The organism is Brevundimonas sp. UYEF29 (genome assembly GCF_040546195.1).
Classification (GTDB): domain Bacteria; phylum Pseudomonadota; class Alphaproteobacteria; order Caulobacterales; family Caulobacteraceae; genus Brevundimonas; species Brevundimonas huaxiensis.
Genome location: NZ_JBEPNH010000005.1, coordinates 123,373 through 139,558, shown reverse-complemented (window position 1 = coordinate 139,558; position 16,186 = coordinate 123,373). Strand labels below are relative to the sequence as shown.

Below are 16,186 nucleotides of genomic sequence, written 5' to 3'. Positions count from 1 at the left end.
CCGTCATCCTAGCCCGGAGCCGCCACGGCTTCCAACCGTCAGTGAAGACGTTCGTCCAGCGGAGCGTGGTGGCCCATGCCGTCGGTGGTGAACCACCGCTCGGCGTCATCGGGCAGCAGGACGGAATCGCCGTCTTCAAGAGCGCCCTCGGCGGCGTAGGCGACAAAGCCGCCATCCTCGCCCAAGGCGAAGACGCGGTAGAAGGGCTGGTCCGGTCTGACCAGGCCGCTTTCACCTGCCGGTCCCTCATAGGCGTGATCGACATCCATCACGACGCCACGAAAGGCGTCGTCGCGGTGGCGGACGATCTGGCCGATGGCGAAGCGTGCGGTCTGAATGCGGGTCATCACACTTCATACGATTCAGCGCATGACCCCAATGCCTGCCGGTCTGTTCATCTTCCTGACAGAATGGCTTGGCGCGGACGATCTTGGCGGGTTAGGCTGACCAGGACGGGCGCCGCTTTGGACCGCCCACAACGGATGACGGCCCATGCCGGAGACCCACGGCGCGCCCCGACGGCGCGACGAGCGGTCCCAGCCTTCCCGTTCGCGGGATGCGTCGGGTCGAGATGCGCCGCTGTATGGCGCGCTCGATCTGGGGACCAACAATTGCCGGCTGCTGATCGCGCGGCCGTCACGCGAAGGCTTTCGCGTGGTCGACAGCTTCAGCCGCATCGTGCGGCTGGGCGAAGGGCTGTCGCGCACGGGCCTTTTGGACCCGCGCGCCATGGACCGGGCCTATGACGCCCTGGCCCTGTGCGCCGAGCGGATCGTCAGGAAGGGCGTCGACTCGGCGCGGCTGAGCGCCGTCGCCACCCAGGCCTGCCGGGCGGCCGAGAACGGCGCCGACTTCATCGACCGGGTACGCAAGGGCACGGGCCTGCGCCTGCGCATCATCGATCCCGCCGAAGAGGCGCGACTGGCGGTCGAGGGATGCCTGAACCTGATCGACCCAAAGGCCGAGGCGGTGCTGGTCATCGATGTCGGCGGCGGGTCGACCGAGATGTCGTGGCTGAAGCGCAGCGGGGCCGACTGGACGACCACCGCCTGGATGTCAGCGCCGGTGGGGGTCGTGACCCTGGCCGAGCGGCATCCCGAGCCGCCGAACTCCGGCGAGGCCTGGTACGAGGCCATGGTCGCCGACATGGGCGCGGCCATTGCAGCGGGCGGGATCGTCGACGAACCGTTGCTGGAGTTGTTCCGGCAGAATCGGGCGCATCTGGTCGGCACCTCGGGCGCGATCACCAGCCTGGCGGGCATCCACCTGAATCTGCCGCGCTACAATCGCGATCGGGTCGATGGATTGTGGATGACGCGCGCCGATTGCGAGGCCGCGGCGGATCGCCTGAAGGCGCTGGGCCCGGACGGCCGGGCGCGCGAGGCCTGCATCGGTCCCGATCGGGCGGACTTGGTGCTGGCGGGGGCCGCGATCCTGGAGGCGGTGCAGCGCGCCTGGCCGTCGGAACGCGTTCGGGTCGCGGATCGGGGCCTGCGCGAAGGCCTGCTGCTGCAACGGATGCGCGAAGACAAGAAGCCGCCGAGGGGACGGCGTCGTCGGCGCGGACGGGGGCGGCCAGCCCCCGTCGCCTGATCAGGCGGCGGGCGTCACGCGCACCGGCAGTTCGATGTCGCACACCGAGAAATCCGCGCCGCGCGCCTGACGCGCCTGCTGCGCCAGGGTCTGGAAGGTGGCGGAGTTGGTGTTGAGCACGGCGACCGTCGGACGTTCGGCTGCGGGCAAATCCGACGCCACGCGGACGCGGGTCATCTGATCCGGTCCCTGGACCAGACCATCCGGCGTGTCGCTGGCCTTCAGCGATCGCACGACATCCAGCCCTGAAACGACCCGGCCCCACACGGTGTAGCGTTTGTCTAGCGCCGGATAGGCCTGACGCATCAGGAAGAACTGGCTGTTGGCGGTGTCGTTGCCCTCGTCACGCGCCATGCCCGCGACGCCCGGGCAATAGAGAGCCCAACCGTGGACCTTCTTGTCGCTGGTGCCGGACATCAGGGCGTCGGGCTGGGTCTGGACCGGGATGGAATCGACAAAGCCGACCAGGGCGCCGACCGGAGCCGCCACCGGGGTGAAGGCCATGTCCGCGCCACGGCGGAAGGTGAACTCAGCCTTCAGGTCGGGATACCAGCTCTGCCCCTCGCCCGTGCCCAGCGGATCGCCGGTCTGGGCCATGAACCAGTCAATCACCCGGTGCCAGACCAGGTTGTCGAAGAAGCCGCGCGACGCCAGCAGCTTGATGCGCTCGACATGGGCGGGAGCGATCTCGGGCGCCAGTTCGACCAGAACCCGCCCCTTGTTGGTGTCTATGACCAGCAGGTTCTCGGGCGCGATGGTCCTCCATTCACCGGGCGGCGGCGGAGGCGCGGGAACGGCGGTCGCGTCTTGCGCCAGGGCGGCGCCCGCCGTCGCAGCCAGCACGGCCGCCGCCATCGCCATGGTTCGTATCGTCATCGTCCCTCCCCGTTTGCGAAAGCCTCAGCCGCCTGTCACTTCGGCGACCGGCTGAATGTCACAGACGCTGAAGGCCGCGCCGCGCGCGGCGCGCGCCGTGGCGATCCGTTCGGCGAAGGCGGCGCTGCCGGCGTTCAGCACGCGCACCGTCGGACGCTCGGCTTCGGGCAGGGCCGAGGCCATGCGGACGCGGGTCATGATGTCGGGATCGGTCACCTTGCCGTCCTCGGCGTCCGAACCCTTCTTCAGCTTGCCGACCACGTCCAGGCCGGACACCACGCGTCCGAAGGCGGTGTAGATGCCGTCCAGCTGTTCGCGCGCGCCCATCATCAGGAAGAACTGGCTGTTGGCGCTGTCCGGCGAACCCGAGCGGGCCATGCCCAGCACGCCGGGACAGAACAGGCCGTGGGCGTCGACCTTGAAGTCGGCGGTGACCATCATCTGGGCGTCGGGCTGGGTCTGGACCGGCAGATCGCCGACCAGACCGCGCACGCCCGCGCCGACGCTGGGCACCGCGACGAAGCCGGCGTCGCGTCCACGACGGAAGCTGAACTCGGCCTTCAGGTCCGGCAGTTCGCTGCCGCCCTCGCCCGTCCCCTTCGGATCGCCGGTTTGCGCCATGAAATCAGGAATGACGCGGTGGAACTTCAGACCGTCGTAGAAGCCCTGGTTGGCCAGGGTGCGGATGCGTTCCGCATGGTTGGGCGCGGCGACGGGGATCAGTTCGACCAGCACCCGCCCCTTCGACGTATCGATAACCAGCAGGTTTTCCGGCGCGATGGTGCGCCAGTCGGACGCCGCCGGCGCCGTTTGCGCTACAGCCGGCGCCTGGGCCGCGCCAGCCGCGAGAAGAGCGGCGACGGTCGCTGCGATGATGGCCTTACGCATGGTCTTGTCTACCCTAACCGTTCTTGACCTTGGCCCGCACGCGCTCGGCGATGGCGGGGCTGACGAAACTGTCGATCGCGCCATCCAGTCGGGCGATCTCCTTGACGAGGCGCGAGGCGATGGCCTGATGGCGCGGATCGGCCATCAGAAATACGGTCTCGATGTCCTGATTGAGGCGCTGGTTCATGGCCGTCATCTGGAACTCGTATTCAAAGTCGGCGACGGCGCGCAGACCCCGGATGATGACGCTGGCGTCCAGCTCTTCGGCGAAATGCATCAGCAGGGTCGAAAACGGCTGGACCACGATGTCGCCGCCGAGGGGCGCCATCTCGGCCTTCAGCATCTCGACCCGTTCGGCGGTGGAGAACAGCGGCCCCTTGTCGTCGTTCTGGGCCACGCCGATGACCAGCCGGTCCACCAGCTTCAGCGCGCGCTTGATGATGTCGGTATGCCCGTTCGTCACCGGGTCGAAGGTGCCCGGATAAAGTCCGATGCGCATGCGTGTCTCCCCGGCCTGTCGCGTGGCGTCAGCGTCGTTTAGCAGTTGCGAAATCAGCGGCCTAGCCGGCTGACGCCTTCGTCATCGTCATGATCCGCGATGCGTTGGGGCGCCTGCGCGCTCCAGGCCGCTTCGACCTTGGCGAGCAGGGCCGGGTCATTGGCGAACGAGACATCGTCGATAGCGATAATCGGACAGATGGGCGTGGCGCTGTTGCACAGGAAGGCGGCGTCTAAGGCGCTGATCTCGTCGAGACGGATCGGCCGCGTTTCACAGGTCAGCCCGATCTGGGGCAGCCCGCGCGTGATCAAGGCCTGGGTCACGCCCGCCAGCATGGGGGCCTGGGGCCAGACGATCCGGTCGCCCTGTACAAAGCCGATGTTCCACAGCGTGCCCTCTGACACCCGCCCTGCCCCATCGACAAACAGGGCGTCGTCAAACCCGGCGGCGCGCGCGGCGCGGCGCGCCCGAATCAGGCCGAAGGTGGCGAGATGCTTCAGATGCGGCGCCTCGCGTTCATAGGGCATGGCGGTGATCCGCACCCGGTTCGCCAGCGGCGGCGGCGCAGGGGAGACGCTGGTCATCACCTTCGGTCGGCCGACGTATGTCGGGTTGCGGTGGGCGATCTCGGGCGAGAACAGGCTGACGCGCAGCCAGCAGGCCTCACGGCCGGCGACGGCCAGCGCCATCAGACGCCGGAAATCCGCTTCGCCGGGGCTTTCGCCGAACAGTTCGACGGCGGCCTGCTCCAGACGGGCGAGGTGGAGATCGAGGCCGCGCGCGGCGCCGTTCTCAACGCGGAAGGAGGTGTAGGCGCCGTAGTTGACCAAGGCCTGATGGGCCAGGTCGTCAGGCGTGGCGGGAAGGCCGTCGATCAGAAACGTCGCGCTCAAACGACCCTCCCCTTGCCCGTTGGGCGAAGGCGGATCAGGCCTCGCCGCCGTCTTCTCCGCCGACATCGGCGTCATCCGCGCCGCCGCTTTCCGGCAGACGTTCGACCGAGACGACCTTCTCGTCCTTGCCGGTGCGGAAGATGGTGACGCCCTGGCTGGAGCGGCCGACGATGCGGACCTGATCGATGCGCGTGCGGATCATCTGACCGCCCGAGGTGACCAGCAGCAGGTCGTCCGTCTCCTCGACCGGGAAAGCCGCCGCCAGACGCGTGCCGGCGCGACCGCCCAGACCGTGGGCCGTCAGACCCTGGCCGCCACGACCGGTGCGGCGGTATTCGTAGGCCGAGGATCGCTTGCCGAAGCCCGTCTCGGTGACCGTAAGAATGAACTGTTCGGCGGCGCCCAGTTCGGCGATCCGCTCGACCGACAGAACGGCGTCGCCAGCGGTCTCGTCATCGGCTTCGACAACAGGCGCTTCTTCTTCCGCATCCGCGCCGGCCAGGGCCTTGCGCATGGCGTTGGCGTGTTTGACGTAGGCGGCGCGTTCTTCCGGCGTCGCGTCCACGCGGCCCAGGATGGCCATGGAGATGACCTCGTCGCCGTCCTGCAGGCGCACGCCCCGGACGCCCGTCGAATCCCGGCCCTTGAACACGCGCACGTCGTCGGCCTTGAACCGGATCGCGCGGCCCAGCGCCGTGGTCAGCAGCACATCGTCGTCGGCCGTGCACAGGCCGACGCCGACCATGCGGTCAGAGCCTTCCAGCTTCATGGCGATCTTGCCGGCGCGGTTCACGGTGGCGAAGTCTGACAGCTTGTTGCGCCGCACGTCGCCGCTGGAGGTGGCGAACATGATGTCGTAGTCGCCCCAGGTCGTCTCGTCCTCGGGCAGAGGCAGGACGTTCATGATGCTGTCGCCCGGCTCGATGGGCAGCAGATTGACGAAGGCCTTGCCCCGCGATTGCGGGTTGCCCAGCGGCAGACGCCAGGTCTTCAGCTTGTAGGCCTTGCCGTTGGTGGCGAAGAACAGGACCGGGGTATGGGTCGAGGCGCTGAACACGCCGGTGATGGCGTCCTCGTCCTTCATGGCCATGCCGGAACGGCCCTTGCCGCCGCGATGCTGGGTCCGATAGGCGTTCAGGGCCACGCGCTTGACGTAGCCGCCGTGGGTGACGGTGACGACCATGTCCTCGCGCGGGATCAGGTCCTCGTCCTCCATCTCGCCGTCGCCTTCTCCGATCAGGGTGCGGCGCGGGACGGCGAACCTGTCCTTCACCTCTACCAGCTCGTCGCGGATGATGGCCAGGACGTTCTTGCGGTCCGACAGGATGGTCAGGTGGCCCTGGATGGTGTCGGCCAGGCCGTGCGCCTCGCCGAAGATGTCGTCGCGGCCCAGGCCGGTCAGACGCGACAGGGTCAGGGCCAGGATGGCGCGGGCCTGTTCGTCGGTCAGGCGGATCTTGTCGCCCTCGACGATGACGGTGCGCGGATCGGCGATCAGTTCGACCAGGGCCATCATGTCCCCGACAGGCCAGGCCTTGGCCTGCAGCCGCTCGCGCGCCTCGGTCGGATCGGCCGAGGAGCGGATGATGTGGATGACCTCGTCGATATTGGCGACGGCGACCGCCAGACCGACCAGGACGTGGCCACGGTCGCGGGCCTTGTTCAGCTCGAACTTGACGCGGCGAACCACGACTTCCTCGCGGAAGTCGAGGAAGATCTGCAGCAGCTGGCGCAGCCCCATCTGCTCGGGCCGGCCGTGGTTCAGCGCCAGCATGTTGACGCCGAACGAGCTCTGCATGGCGGTATAGCGCCACAGCTGGTTCAAGATGACGTCGCCGGATGCGTCGCGCTTCAGCTCGATCACGATCCGCATGCCCTGGCGGTCGGATTCGTCGCGAACGTCGGAAATGCCTTCCAGCCGCTTCTCGCGCACCATTTCGGCGATGCGCTCGATCAGGGTCTGCTTGTTGACCTGATAGGGCAGTTCGGTGACGACGATGGCCTCGCGATCCTTGCGGATCTCCTCCACCGAGGCGCGGCCGCGCACGACGACCGAGCCGCGACCGTCGCGCAGGGCGTTGCGCGGGGCGGTACGGCCCATGATCTCGCCGCCGGTCGGGAAGTCCGGACCGGGCACGATGTCCAGCAGGGCGTCGTCGGAGACGTTCGGATCATCCAGCAGGGCCAGGGCCGCATCCACGACCTCACCCAGATTGTGCGGCGGGATGTTGGTCGCCATGCCGACGGCGATGCCGCCCGCGCCGTTGACCAGCAGGTTCGGAATGCGGCTCGGCAGGACGACCGGCTCCAGCTCCTTCTCATCGTAGTTCGGCTGGAAATCGACCGTGTCCTTGTCGATATCGGCCATCAGGGCGACGGCGGCCGGGGCCATCCGGGCCTCGGTGTAACGCATCGAGGCGGGCATGTCGCCGTCGACCGAACCGAAGTTGCCCTGGCCGTCGACCAGCATCAGCCCCATCGAGAACGGCTGCGCCATCCGCACCAGAGCCATATAGACCGAGGCGTCGCCGTGGGGGTGGAACCGGCCCAGCACGTCACCGACGACGCGGGCGCATTTCGAATAGCTGCGCTCGGGTGTCATGTTCAGGTCGTGCATCGAATACAGGATGCGACGGTGAACCGGTTTCAGCCCGTCCCGGGCGTCGGGAAGCGCGCGCGAGACGATCACGCTCATGGCGTAGTCGAGGTACGAACGCTTCAGTTCGTCCTCGATCGTGATCGTGGAAATGTCGGAGCCGCCGCCTCCTGGAACGATCGGAGATGCGGCGTTTTCGTAGCTGTCGTCGGTCAATGAAGCGTGGCTTTATGCGGCCGGAATCGGAACGTGATCCGCTGTGGCGATTTCTAGCATTCCAGGGCCTCGGTGGCAAAGCGACGTCGCCGTGAAAGCCCGTCTCTGAAAGGACTTTCGACATGCGCGCCACCCGCCTCGCCGCCGCCCTTCTAGTCACCTCCCCCTTGGCCCTGACAACCGCCTGCGCCGCGACCGGAAACGCGCCCCAGGCGGCCGTCGAACGCGCGCCCGTCGGCGCGACGGGACAGGCCGTTCTGATCAACGCCTCCGGCGCCAACATCGGCCGCGTCGACCTGCGTCAGGGGCCGACGGGCCTGCTGATGAAGATCGAGGCTTCGGGTTTGACGCCCGGTTGGCACGGCATCCACATCCATGCCACCGGCGAATGCGCCGCGCCCTTCACCTCGTCCGGCGCCCACATCAACCACGGCGAGCCTAAGGCCCCGCACGGCCTGTTGAACGCCGCCGGGCCGGACGACGGCGACCTGCCCAACGTCTGGGCCGGTGCGGACGGCAAGGTGAACGCCGAACTGTTCACGACCCGCGCCCGGATCTCGTCCGAAGGCCCCGGCCAATGGCTGTGGGACGCCGACGGCTCGGCCATCATCATCCACGCCAACCCCGACGACCATTCGACCCAGCCCATCGGCGGCGCCGGCGATCGGGTGGCCTGCGCGGCGCTCAGCGCTAGCTAAGTCTTTCTGCGGTACGAAGGATGGCCCGCTGGACAGCGTTCAGCGGGCCTTTTTCATGTGACATCAGCCAACGATCAGGAACAGATCAAGCCTTGGCGGCGCCGGCGCGCAAGCCCCGTTCCGCCAGGGCCACAAGGGCGACCCCGCCCATGGTGATGGCCGATCCCGTCAGAATCTGCGGCGTCAGGATGTCGCCCATGAAGCTCCAGCCTATGAACATCGACACAACGGGCGTGACCAGCAGATAGGGCGTCACCCGCCCCGCCTCGCGCCGCTGGACCAGCCAGAACAGCAGGGTGGTCGCCAGCACGGACGACACCACGCCCGCCCATAACAAGGACGCCCAGACCATGGGCGTGGCGTTCTTCACCGCCTCCCACTGGCCATGCTCGAACACCGCCGAGCCGAAGGCCATGACGGGAAAGGCCCCCAGCGCCAGCAGACCCTGCATCTTCAACGGCGGGATGGAGGTGGTGCGACGCGCGACCACCGTCGTCACGCCCCAAGCGGCGCCGGCCGCGATGGCGACCAGAATGGCCTTCCAGTCCTGCAACGCATGAGCGTCCAGCGTCATCCAGGCCACGCCGACGAAGGCCACGCCCATGCCGACCAAGGCCGCCTTGGACAGCCGCTCGCCCAGGATCAGGAAGGCGAACAGGGTGGTGAAGGGGATCCACAACTGGTTGGCCACGGTCACCGGGCTGACGTCCGTCGCCAGCCAATAGGCCGTGTAGGCCAGGCCGTACTGGATCGGCCCGCCGATGATGACGATCAGCATCAGGCTCTTCCAGTCCGGGAACGGCGGCCGCACGAAAGCGATCAGACAGGCGGTGGCGATGCCGAACCGGATGGCGCCGACCAGCAGCGGCGACAGCTCCTGCGTCGCCAGCTTGGCCCCGGCGTTGTTGACGCCCCACACCACGATGATCGCCACGATGGCGGCGATCTCCAGCCCCGTCAGGGCGTGGGGCCTCTTGGGCAGGGGTGCGGGCGCATGCGCAACTTCGGAATGCACGTCGGTCATAACCGCCCTATGGCACGACCCGACCGCCGCGTCGGCTCAATTTGGATGACCTCAGGTTTCCGCTCAGAAATCCGGCTTGGCGACCGCCTGCAGCGATCGCCAAGCCGGACTGCCTCAGAACGGGATGTCGTCGTTCAGGTCGTAGCTTTCCTTGGGGCCGCTCGGCTTGTTGGCGCCGCCGGTGGAGAAGCCCGAGGAATAGTCGTCATCGCCGCGACCACCGCCGTAGCCGCCACCGCCGCCGCCGTAACCGCCGCCCGACGAGCCGCCTTCCGAACGGCCGCCCAGCATGGTCAATTCGCCCTTGAAGCGGCTGACCACGATCTCGGTCGAATATTTCTCGACGCCCTGCTGGTCGGTCCATTTGCGGGTCTGGAGCGCGCCCTCGATGTAGACGGTCGAGCCCTTCTTTACATAGTTCTCGACCACCTTGACGATGTTGTCGTTGAAGATGACGACCCGGTGCCACTCGGTCTTTTCCTTGCGCTCGCCCGAGGACTTGTCGCGCCAGGTTTCCGAAGTGGCGATGGACAGGTTGGCGATCCGGTCGCCGTTGGGCATGGAGCGGATTTCGGGATCGCGACCCAGATTACCGACCAGAATGACCTTGTTGACGCTGCCCGCCATGGAAACTTCCTTCTCGTGTGAGGCGGCGACGACTTCGCCCGCCTCGTCAATTCAGTCCGATGTCTGACCGGGGCGACGGCTCATCGCCAGCCCTTTCGACAGCGAACCCGCTAAATCAGTGGATAAGCGTTAACCAAATGTTCCACTTCCGTTCCAGCTACGCAAGCCTTACTTGGCGCCAGGGTCGGCCGCGATAGCGACGGGACGGCCCGTCTCGTCGCGCTGGATGGCCCCGGGGATAGCCAGACGGCCGTCGCCGGTGCGGGCCATGGCGAAGAAGTGGCTGCCGTTCAGGCTCTTGCCGATCTTGACCCCCTCGCGGTCCACGAAGATGAAGCGGCCCTGATAGGCGCCGGCGATTTCCTGGTTCGATCCGCCCATGCGCAAGAAGCGAAGGCGCATTTCCTCCAGCCGCGCGGCGCATTGTTCCAGCTGGGGCTGGTTGTCGGCGATTTTCTGCAGGCGTGGCGGCGCATTGTCTGGCGTCGCCACGAAGTAGCAGGCGCCCTCGGCGAACTCATATTTGGGTTCGTTGGAGCAGGCGCCCAGCAGAACGGTCCCGGCGATGGCGGCGAGGGCGACGAAACGCATCAGTTCATTCCCGTGAATTGGCAGTTGCGATCCTGCTCGGCCAGGGTCCTGAAACGGTTGTTGTCATTGGACTGTTCCACCCGGCGCGGCACCAGACGCAGGGTCGTGTCGCCCCAGCGGCCGTATTGGGCGTCGCCCGGGCCGACGCAGGTCCCGGCGTAAAGCGCCTGAACACAGGCGTTCAGGCTCATGTTCGGCGACAGGGTGCGCCAGTCGGAGCCGGTGTGGCGCAGGCACGGGCTGCCGCTGGTCACGGGCGTGGGGCGCGGCGCAGGCGTCTGTTCGACGGAGGTCGGCGGCGGGGTTTCGGCCATCTCGACCTTCGGCAATTCGGGCGGCGGGGCGAAGGCGGCCGTCGGGGCGGCGGCCAAGGCGCCCGTCGCGTCCAGCCCCACATCCAGAGCGTCCGTCGCCAGGCCATTGCGCTGGGCGCAGACCGCCAGGGTCGCCATGCCGACGAACTGACCATCGACGAAGCAGCGCAGTTCCCGCGTCGGTTCCAGCGTGGGCGCCTCGGCCAGATTGACGACAAGGCCGCCCTTGGACGCCGGCGGCGCTTCCGTCGTCTTGTCGCCGCCGCCCGTAAAGATCAGGGCGAGCACGACGGCGATGACGATCGCCACGCCGGCGCCGACCAACAGGATGACGCGGTTGTCTTTCGGAAGGGCCATGAACGGGCTTTCGCGGATGAGAAGGTCAATAACTCCGACCCGGCCTCGGGCGTCAACCGCCTTGACCGGTCACGACCCCGATCAGGCCGTCAGGCGGCTCAGCGCAGCCTGATAGTTCGCCAGCTGCGTTTGCTGGTAAGCGGTCGAGGAGCCGTTGCCGGTCTGGGTGTTGGTTATGCCGCCGGTCGACGGCGCCAGGGCGCGGTAGGAGGACCGGACCGCTGTCATCGCCTGGGCCAGCGAATCGATGGCCGCCTTGATCGAGGCCGGATCGTTCAGGTTCAGCTTGTTCGACAGGTTCAGCCCATAGGTCTTGATCGCGTCCTTGTCCGGCTTCACCGGACCGACGAAGCCGGGCGTCAGGCCCAGCGCGCTCAGGGCGTCCTTGCCGATCGCTCCGGCGGAGATGACGGCGCCGTCCTTGTTGGCCGCCGTCTTGATTTCCAGCCGCTGGACGATGGGTTTGGCCTTCAGGTCGGTGATGACCTTCGCTTCAAGCTGGCGGCCAGAGGCGGCGGTGATCTTCTTGGCCAGGCTTTCCAGCGTGTCCTTGGCGTCGATGGTCACTGTTACGGCGCGGCCGCCGGCTGCGGGGCTGATCGAAAACTGATCCCCGACGCGGGCCGAGGTGGCGACGGTCAGCAGCTTGGAGTCCGCCTGCATGATCTGCCCCTGAGGCAGGCCGAGGCGGTCGAGAACGCTGGCGCCGCCCGCTGCGAAGCTCAGGCTGGTCGGCCTGGCCTGATCGCCGTCCGCGCGCCAGGTTCGGTTCGATTGAACCTGGCCGGTGGCGAGATCGATCTGGGCCAGATAGCCGGATGTGGGGTCGTCCTTGCCGGCGCCTTCCGCCCGGTTCGTGCCGGTAATCCAGACCTTTCCGTCCTTGATGGCGACGTCGGCGGCGGTGTCCGCGCCCGCCCCGCCGAAATAGGTCAGTTGGTCGCTTCCCGACGCCTGAAGGTTCGTCGACAAGGTGGCGATGAAGACGTCGCTGCCGCCGGCATGGGCGTTGGTCACCGTGGCGATATCGAGGGCGGTGTTCTCGGTATGGCCGGTCACGACGACCTTGCCGTTCTCGACCGATATGCCGGCGATCGCGCCGCTGGCGTAGCCAAGGTCACGCGTCGAAGCCAGGCTCGGTACGCCCTCGGCATCCAGGGTGAAGCGGCGCACGACCGCTTTCCCGTTTTCGACGCCCGCCGTGTAGAGGTCGTTTCCCGACACCGTCATGGCCTGAACGGAGTCGTCGCCGCTGGTGCCGAACTGCACGGTCGCGACGTTCACGCCCACGTCCGGACCGTTGATCTTGATCGGCTTTTCCTGGAAGGCCTGAAGATAGGAATCCCAGCCGCCCAGGGCCGCATTGCCCGGCATGGCTGATTTCGACCGTCCGGCGACATAGACCATGCCGTCGGCGCCGAAACGAACCTCGGTCGCCTCGTCGGCCGCCTTGGCGCCGCGCCGCTGGGTCCACAACTCCTGCCCCGACCTGTCGAACACAGAGACGAAACTGTCGGCCACGGACGCGTTTTCGCCGCTCTTGCCAGGTTCAAGCGCCCCGGTCACCGATCCGGCCAGGGCGACCCGGCCGTCGTCGTCGATAGCGATGGAGAAGCCGTTGGCGCTGGAGGCGGCGCCGAGCAGCTTGGTCTGCATCAGATTGCCGGCGGAATCGTATTTCATCAGGGCGACGTCGCGCGCGCCCTTGATCGGCTGACTGGCGTCGCCCGCCGTCAGTTCGGCGACGACCCAGACTGAGCCATCCGGCGCCACGGCGCTGGCCTTCACCGCTGCAACCCCCTCGGGAAGGTCGGCGTGCCCCACCCTGCCCTCGACCCAGAACGGATCGTCGACGCCCTGCTGGGCGGCCGGCGCCGCGCCGCCGTCGGCCTGGAACTTCAGCAGTTGGCCCGCCGTGCCGGTCTTGCCGACCCCTTGCGTCACATAGACGGCGTCGGAGGTGTCGACGGCCTGGAAGCTGATGGCTTCGCCGGTCCCGCCATTGACCTTCAACGCCCACTGATCCGGTCCGGCCGGCAGGGTGATGGTCTTGGTGCCGCTTTTGACCGTCTTCGGCTCGGCGGGGATCAACTGAGCGCTGATGCGCGTCGCGACGCCCGCGTCCTCCAGCTTGCCGTTCATATAGGCGGTGACATTGGCCAACGACCGATCGGTTGCGCCCATTTCGGACAGGTCCATGGCGATCGCCTGCTCCCCGGCCGCCGTCTTGACGGTCACGGAGAACTTCACGTCACCCTCGAACGCCTTGACCGAGGCGGTGGGGTCGCCGTCGTGGATGGGGGCGGTGACGAAACTGGTCGGCGCCCGTTCCAGCGCATAGGTGCTCTTGACCGAGGTCTGGGCCACACCCTGCACCAGTCGCATGTCTTCGAAACTGGCGGTGCTGAGATAGGTCGACAGTTCGGCCAGGCCTTCGCCGAACCGCTTGGACACCAGAGCGGCTTCCGACGCGCTCAGCCCCTTAACGCCAGCACGGTCGGCCAGGGCGCCCAACGTGTTCAGGCCCTGATACAGGGCGAACATCTTGCGGTAGTCGGTGGAGGCGCCGGCCAGATCCAGGCTGACATTGGCTTCATCGATCAGTCGACGGCCGCCCAGAGCTGCACGGACCAGATCGCTGGCCTTCGTCGGCGTCGCGTTGGACGACCAGGGGGCCGTCGGTTGCGTTTTCTTGGTTTTGACAGCCGGGCTGGCGGTCGTGGTCGCGCCTGACGACGACGTCCCCGTCGTCGTTCCGAAAAGACCCAGCAGATAGCTGTTGTTGATCATTCAGACGGCTCCGACCCTATCGTGCGGCGGGCGTCGATAAAGAACCGTTAAGCTGTCGGATCAGCCCTTGAACAGCGACAGGATGACTTGCGGCGCCTGGTTGGCGATCGACAGGGCCTGAACGCCGAGTTGCTGCTGGACCTGCAGGGCCTGAAGGCGGGCGCTTTCCTTGGCCAGGTCCGCGTCCACCAGATTGCCGATCCCCGCTTCCAGCGCGTCCGACAGCTTGCCGACATAGGTGGTGTGGCGTTCGATCTGCTTTGACTGGGCGCCCAGTTCGGAAAGACGGGAGCTTGAGGTCGCGATCGCGTCGTTGATCCGGTTCAGCGCGGCTTTGGCATCGGCTTCAACCAATAAGCTTGGCGCGGTAACAGCAGGCGTGGCCGAAGCGTCGGCCGCAAGCCCCAAGCCTGAAAGTGTCAGGTTTTGACGCTTCAGCTGGATGTTTTCCTGGCCGTCCGCACTAGCGATAAAGTTCAAGTCCCCAAGCGGCGCAGGAGGTGTCGCACCGTCAGTGCGTCCCGCGAGAATGTTTTCACCATCGAAAATGGCGTTGTCTGCAAAAGATTGGATCGACACCAGAAGCGATTGAAACTCCTGATCATACGATTTGCGCGTCGCATCGCTGGCGCTCGGGTCCGCCGCTGCGGTCGCCTTCTGCTTCAACTCGAGCAAGATGTCCGAGATCTGCTCGCCGGCCGCCAACGATACGTCGGCGATGGATGTCGCGCGGTTCAGGCTGGTGGTGACGGCTTCAAGCGACCCCCGATCGGCGCGCTGGCCCTGAGCCACCGCCCAGACCGCGGCGTTGTCGCGCGCGCCCTGAACCTTCAGCCCCGTGTTCACCCGGCTCTGCGTCGCCGCCAACTGGTCGTTGGTGCGGTTCAGATTCTGCAAGGCGATCATCGCCGAGGTGTTGGTGTGGATGCTGGTGGTCATGGCTTCAAGCCCCCGGACGTTCTGTGGGCTACAGCATTAACCATGAGTCGTAATCACATGGTTAACGCGCCGGAAACCATGATTGCGCCGTCCTGCGAGCCGGCGGCGTTAAGGAGTTTGAGCCCTCGCCTGTGCTTAGACGGCGGTATCGACCAGACGACCGCCGCGATAGGTCGGGTCGCTGTTCAGCTTTTCGACATCCTCGCGCGGCAACTGACGGATCACCTCCCCCGTCACCCGGTCCAGGACCTTATAGACGAAGCGGTTGTCGCCGACGGCCTCGATGGTCAAGCGAAAGCGGCTGGCGTCGTTGTTGTCGTTTTTCGCAACCGGCGCCGGCGTCGCCGGCTGCACGGCGATCGGAGCGACGGGAGGAATCTGGGGTAAGCTTACTGATCTCGCGACATTGTCTGTCATGGCTCCATGCGCAGGTCAGCCCACGCCCTCTAGAGAAACAAACGATCAGCCGGAGCGGTCGCGAAACCGCTCCGGCTGCGCGTCTTAGCGGAACAGGCCCAGCAGGATCGAGCTGCCCTGGTTGGCGATCGACAACGCCTGCACGCCCAGCTGTTGCTTGGTTTGCAGGGCGGTCAGCTTGGCGCTTTCCTTGGCCAGATCGGCGTCCACCAGATTGCCCACGCCGGCTTCAAGAGCGTCCTGAAGCTTGTTGACGAAGGTGATCTGACGGCCCAGCGACTTGGACTGGGTGCCCAAGGTGGCCAGGGCGCCGGTCACCGTACCGATCGCCGTGTCCACCGCAGTTGTGGAGGCGGCGGTGGCATCCAGGTTGCCGGCCGTCAGAGTGGACAAGCTGGCCAACGGCGCCGTCAGGCTGTTGACGCTGTCGAACGAGGCGCCGGTGATCGCCGAGGCGATTTCCGTGCCCAAGGCGTTGAAGTCAGCCAAGTAAGCCGTCTGCGCCGAACCGGTCGACGAGGCGATGCTGACGGACAGCGACTTCATCTCTTCCAGGGCGGAGGTGATGGTGTCGCCGGCGGCCAGAGCCACGTCGATGATCGACTGGGTGCGTTGCAGACCCGCGCGAACGGCGTCCTGCGAGGCGGCGTTGGCGCGTTGCGACGTGGCGATCGCGAAGATCGCACCGTTGTCCTTCGCCGACGAGACCTTCATCCCGGTGTTGATCCGGTTTTGGGTCATTTCCAGTTGAGCGTTGGTCTTGTTCAGGCTCTGCAGAGCGACTGCGGCGCCGTAGTTCGTATTGATGCTGGGCATTTCTAGCCCTCCTTTTCACTTCGTGAGAGCCCCGGCGTTTTGCCGGGGTGAG

The 16,186-nt window shown here is 66.7% G+C and carries 16 protein-coding genes; 2 read left to right on the top strand and 14 right to left on the bottom strand.

Annotation, left to right across the window (positions count from 1 at the left end):
• Positions 1 to 38: 38 nt before the first annotated feature.
• Positions 39 to 347, bottom strand: coding sequence for a heat shock protein HspQ (hspQ, locus tag ABIB58_RS10055; protein WP_017504111.1), 309 nt, complete (start codon positions 345 to 347; stop codon positions 39 to 41).
• A gap of 145 nt (positions 348 to 492) precedes the next feature.
• Between hspQ and ABIB58_RS10050 the strand changes: the two genes are divergently transcribed.
• Positions 493 to 1,593: a Ppx/GppA phosphatase family protein gene (locus tag ABIB58_RS10050; protein WP_045810197.1), complete on the top strand. Its 1,101-nt coding sequence runs from the start codon at positions 493 to 495 to the stop codon at positions 1,591 to 1,593.
• On the opposite strand, the gene ABIB58_RS10045 is transcribed toward ABIB58_RS10050, so the two are convergent.
• The 5 genes from ABIB58_RS10045 to gyrA are packed head-to-tail and all read right to left on the bottom strand — an operon-like array spanning position 1,594 to position 7,561.
• Positions 1,594 to 2,469, bottom strand: a complete 876-nt coding sequence (locus ABIB58_RS10045; protein WP_045810198.1) for a peptidylprolyl isomerase — start codon at positions 2,467 to 2,469, stop codon at positions 1,594 to 1,596.
• Between the two features lie 24 nt (positions 2,470 to 2,493).
• Positions 2,494 to 3,357 (bottom strand): peptidylprolyl isomerase, encoded by an 864-nt coding sequence (locus ABIB58_RS10040; protein ID WP_045810199.1) that lies wholly within the window; start codon positions 3,355 to 3,357, stop codon positions 2,494 to 2,496.
• Between the two features lie 13 nt (positions 3,358 to 3,370).
• Complete coding sequence (gene coaD / locus ABIB58_RS10035) at positions 3,371 to 3,856, bottom strand: pantetheine-phosphate adenylyltransferase (RefSeq protein WP_017504115.1); 486 nt, start codon at positions 3,854 to 3,856, stop codon at positions 3,371 to 3,373.
• Positions 3,857 to 3,909: 53 nt separating this feature from the next.
• Complete coding sequence (locus ABIB58_RS10030) at positions 3,910 to 4,749, bottom strand: aminotransferase class IV (protein ID WP_354040672.1); 840 nt, start codon at positions 4,747 to 4,749, stop codon at positions 3,910 to 3,912.
• A 34-nt stretch (positions 4,750 to 4,783) separates the two neighbouring features.
• Complete coding sequence (gyrA, locus tag ABIB58_RS10025) at positions 4,784 to 7,561, bottom strand: DNA gyrase subunit A (RefSeq protein WP_354040670.1); 2,778 nt, start codon at positions 7,559 to 7,561, stop codon at positions 4,784 to 4,786.
• Positions 7,562 to 7,683: 122 nt separating this feature from the next.
• Between gyrA and ABIB58_RS10020 the strand changes: the two genes are divergently transcribed.
• Positions 7,684 to 8,259: a superoxide dismutase family protein gene (locus ABIB58_RS10020; RefSeq protein ID WP_354040668.1), complete on the top strand. Its 576-nt coding sequence runs from the start codon at positions 7,684 to 7,686 to the stop codon at positions 8,257 to 8,259.
• An 85-nt stretch (positions 8,260 to 8,344) separates the two neighbouring features.
• On the opposite strand, the gene ABIB58_RS10015 is transcribed toward ABIB58_RS10020, so the two are convergent.
• From ABIB58_RS10015 to ABIB58_RS09980, 8 genes are all read right to left on the bottom strand, one after another.
• Entirely contained in the window at positions 8,345 to 9,283 is a 939-nt protein-coding gene (locus ABIB58_RS10015; RefSeq protein WP_045810202.1) for a DMT family transporter, read from the bottom strand.
• Between the two features lie 114 nt (positions 9,284 to 9,397).
• The gene (gene ssb, locus ABIB58_RS10010) at positions 9,398 to 9,910 is read right to left on the bottom strand and encodes a single-stranded DNA-binding protein (protein ID WP_045810203.1); all 513 of its coding nucleotides are present in this window, start codon (positions 9,908 to 9,910) and stop codon (positions 9,398 to 9,400) included.
• A 168-nt stretch (positions 9,911 to 10,078) separates the two neighbouring features.
• Complete coding sequence (locus tag ABIB58_RS10005) at positions 10,079 to 10,501, bottom strand: PDC sensor domain-containing protein (RefSeq protein WP_045810204.1); 423 nt, start codon at positions 10,499 to 10,501, stop codon at positions 10,079 to 10,081.
• A complete protein-coding gene (locus tag ABIB58_RS10000; RefSeq protein WP_045810205.1) occupies positions 10,501 to 11,172 on the bottom strand; it encodes a hypothetical protein in 672 nt (223 codons plus the stop codon). Before ABIB58_RS10000 ends, ABIB58_RS10005 begins: the two co-directional genes overlap by 1 nt.
• An 81-nt stretch (positions 11,173 to 11,253) precedes the next feature.
• Positions 11,254 to 13,962, bottom strand: a complete 2,709-nt coding sequence (locus ABIB58_RS09995; protein WP_045810206.1) for a glycoside hydrolase family protein — start codon at positions 13,960 to 13,962, stop codon at positions 11,254 to 11,256.
• 60 nt (positions 13,963 to 14,022) lie between these two features.
• Positions 14,023 to 14,901: a flagellin gene (locus ABIB58_RS09990; RefSeq protein ID WP_354040664.1), complete on the bottom strand. Its 879-nt coding sequence runs from the start codon at positions 14,899 to 14,901 to the stop codon at positions 14,023 to 14,025.
• 135 nt (positions 14,902 to 15,036) lie between these two features.
• A complete protein-coding gene (locus ABIB58_RS09985) occupies positions 15,037 to 15,318 on the bottom strand; it encodes a FlaG family protein (protein WP_045810208.1) in 282 nt (93 codons plus the stop codon).
• An 84-nt stretch (positions 15,319 to 15,402) separates the two neighbouring features.
• Complete coding sequence (locus ABIB58_RS09980) at positions 15,403 to 16,134, bottom strand: flagellin (protein WP_045810209.1); 732 nt, start codon at positions 16,132 to 16,134, stop codon at positions 15,403 to 15,405.
• Between the last annotated feature and the right edge of the window lie 52 nt (positions 16,135 to 16,186).

What these genes read in the sequence shown, in the direction of transcription:
- hspQ (WP_017504111.1), bottom strand. Translation starts at nt 347, where the DNA reads ATGACCCGCATTCAGACCGCACGCTTCGCCATCGGCCAGATCGTCCGC.
- ABIB58_RS10050 (WP_045810197.1), top strand. Translation starts at nt 493, where the DNA reads ATGCCGGAGACCCACGGCGCGCCCCGACGGCGCGACGAGCGGTCCCAG.
- ABIB58_RS10045 (WP_045810198.1), bottom strand. Translation starts at nt 2,469, where the DNA reads ATGACGATACGAACCATGGCGATGGCGGCGGCCGTGCTGGCTGCGACG.
- ABIB58_RS10040 (WP_045810199.1), bottom strand. Translation starts at nt 3,357, where the DNA reads ATGCGTAAGGCCATCATCGCAGCGACCGTCGCCGCTCTTCTCGCGGCT.
- coaD (WP_017504115.1), bottom strand. Translation starts at nt 3,856, where the DNA reads ATGCGCATCGGACTTTATCCGGGCACCTTCGACCCGGTGACGAACGGG.
- ABIB58_RS10020 (WP_354040668.1), top strand. Translation starts at nt 7,684, where the DNA reads ATGCGCGCCACCCGCCTCGCCGCCGCCCTTCTAGTCACCTCCCCCTTG.
- ABIB58_RS10015 (WP_045810202.1), bottom strand. Translation starts at nt 9,283, where the DNA reads ATGACCGACGTGCATTCCGAAGTTGCGCATGCGCCCGCACCCCTGCCC.
- ssb (WP_045810203.1), bottom strand. Translation starts at nt 9,910, where the DNA reads ATGGCGGGCAGCGTCAACAAGGTCATTCTGGTCGGTAATCTGGGTCGC.
- ABIB58_RS10005 (WP_045810204.1), bottom strand. Translation starts at nt 10,501, where the DNA reads ATGCGTTTCGTCGCCCTCGCCGCCATCGCCGGGACCGTTCTGCTGGGC.
- ABIB58_RS10000 (WP_045810205.1), bottom strand. Translation starts at nt 11,172, where the DNA reads ATGGCCCTTCCGAAAGACAACCGCGTCATCCTGTTGGTCGGCGCCGGC.
- ABIB58_RS09995 (WP_045810206.1), bottom strand. Translation starts at nt 13,962, where the DNA reads ATGATCAACAACAGCTATCTGCTGGGTCTTTTCGGAACGACGACGGGG.
- ABIB58_RS09990 (WP_354040664.1), bottom strand. Translation starts at nt 14,901, where the DNA reads ATGACCACCAGCATCCACACCAACACCTCGGCGATGATCGCCTTGCAG.
- ABIB58_RS09985 (WP_045810208.1), bottom strand. Translation starts at nt 15,318, where the DNA reads ATGACAGACAATGTCGCGAGATCAGTAAGCTTACCCCAGATTCCTCCC.
- ABIB58_RS09980 (WP_045810209.1), bottom strand. Translation starts at nt 16,134, where the DNA reads ATGCCCAGCATCAATACGAACTACGGCGCCGCAGTCGCTCTGCAGAGC.